This window comes from uncultured Campylobacter sp., assembly GCF_938031315.1.
Classification (GTDB): domain Bacteria; phylum Campylobacterota; class Campylobacteria; order Campylobacterales; family Campylobacteraceae; genus Campylobacter_B.
Map to the genome: position 1 here is coordinate 1 of NZ_CALHHT010000113.1, position 1,496 is coordinate 1,496.

Annotated in this window: 1 protein-coding gene; it reads left to right on the plus strand. The window is 41.4% G+C overall.

Annotated features, from left to right (window positions below):
- Positions 1-653 (plus strand): tetratricopeptide repeat protein (locus Q0236_RS03220; RefSeq protein ID WP_297915088.1); only part of this gene is annotated, 653 nt, incomplete at its 5' end.
- Between the last annotated feature and the right edge of the window lie 843 nt (positions 654-1,496).

Consider the following 1,496-nt stretch of genomic DNA (forward strand, 5'->3'; position numbering starts at 1 on the left):
TCGCCGCTTGCTTTGCGTTCGGCACGTCCGAGTATGAAAAGTTCGAAAATGAGTGCAATGACGGCAATATGGAGTCTTGCGCCGAGGCAGGATTGCAATGTAAGGATAACGCAAAAAAGCTAAAACTATTTGAAAAAGCTTGTAACGGCGGAAATAAGCTCGGTTGTCTCGGAGTCTCGGGCGTAATGATGCAAGAAGATCCAAAAAAAGCCGTCGAGTATTTTGAAAAAAAATGTGACTCTGGAGACGCTCTTGATTGCGCATTATTAGGGGCCATGTATAAGGACGGAGACGGAGTCGAAAAAGATATATCAAAAGCGGTAATTTATTATGACAAAGCTTGCGACAGAGGAAATGGACTATCATGCGGTATATTGGCAGATATGTACCGTAAAGGAGACGGCATAAAAATAGATTTCATAAGAGCGGCGGTTTATTATAAAAAAGGTTGCGACGTAGCAGGCGAATTACTGAATTGCTACAATTTTGCGGTTTTTAACCATTACGTCGAAAAAGATAAAAGTAAAGCTGCGCAGTATTACAAGAAAGCTTGTGATTCAGGCAAAAATAGCTCTTATCTTGACCTTCCCAATATGACGGAATTGAAGGATACTTGGCAAAAATCCTGCGATATGTATGAGCTACTAAAATAGCGCGCCGAGTTGCGGCTGATACGATACGCGCCGGCTGCGGCTTAAAATCCGCCGCGTTTAAATTTAAATCGTGGCGGTAGGCTACTAAGCTCAACGATAAAATTTTAAATTAATCGGGCGATATGCGGCAGAATTTAGCTAAATTTATACTATCCTGCATAGATTTTAGAGCAAGCAAAGCGCGAAAAAAAGACGCAAATTTGTCATAAATAAAATACGTGCCAAAAAGCATAGATTGGCACGCAGCAAAATTTTAAGTTAGAATTTATGAAATCTTATGCGCTTCGCCTCTGCACGGATCGGACGAAAGTAGAATTGCAAGATTGGAATTTACGCAGTCGCGCGTATAAAGCTTCGCGCGAATTTTTTGATGTGGAATTTAGAAATTTAAAATTCCTAGAGCTTCGAATCTGGCGCTGAGCTTTGAAATACCGTAGCGATAGAATTTTAAAATTTGCCGCCGCATCGCTTTAAAAATCTTGCTTGAAAATTTTAATTACGCAGCGTAAAATTTTTCATTTCTGCCGCGACGCTGCGTTTTTCTATAAAAATTCTGCTCTTTTGCTCTGGTGCTGTGTTTTCGTCGTAGAATTTCGCGACTTTTTACGGCGCAGAATTTTTAGCGCGAAGTTCCTCATTATTTTTGCTTGTTAAAATTTAAGCGATAAATCCCACGATGTTAAATTTGCACGGCATAAGGCTCTTATCTCTAGGCACCACTTCGAAGCGAAATGAGATAAATTCTACGTGGCGCAAAAGGCGCCCGATTAGGCTTTGCGGCGTCCTTGCATACTGCGCAAAAGTGCGATCTCCTCCGCCCAGAGGCTATCGTCGATCGTTTCT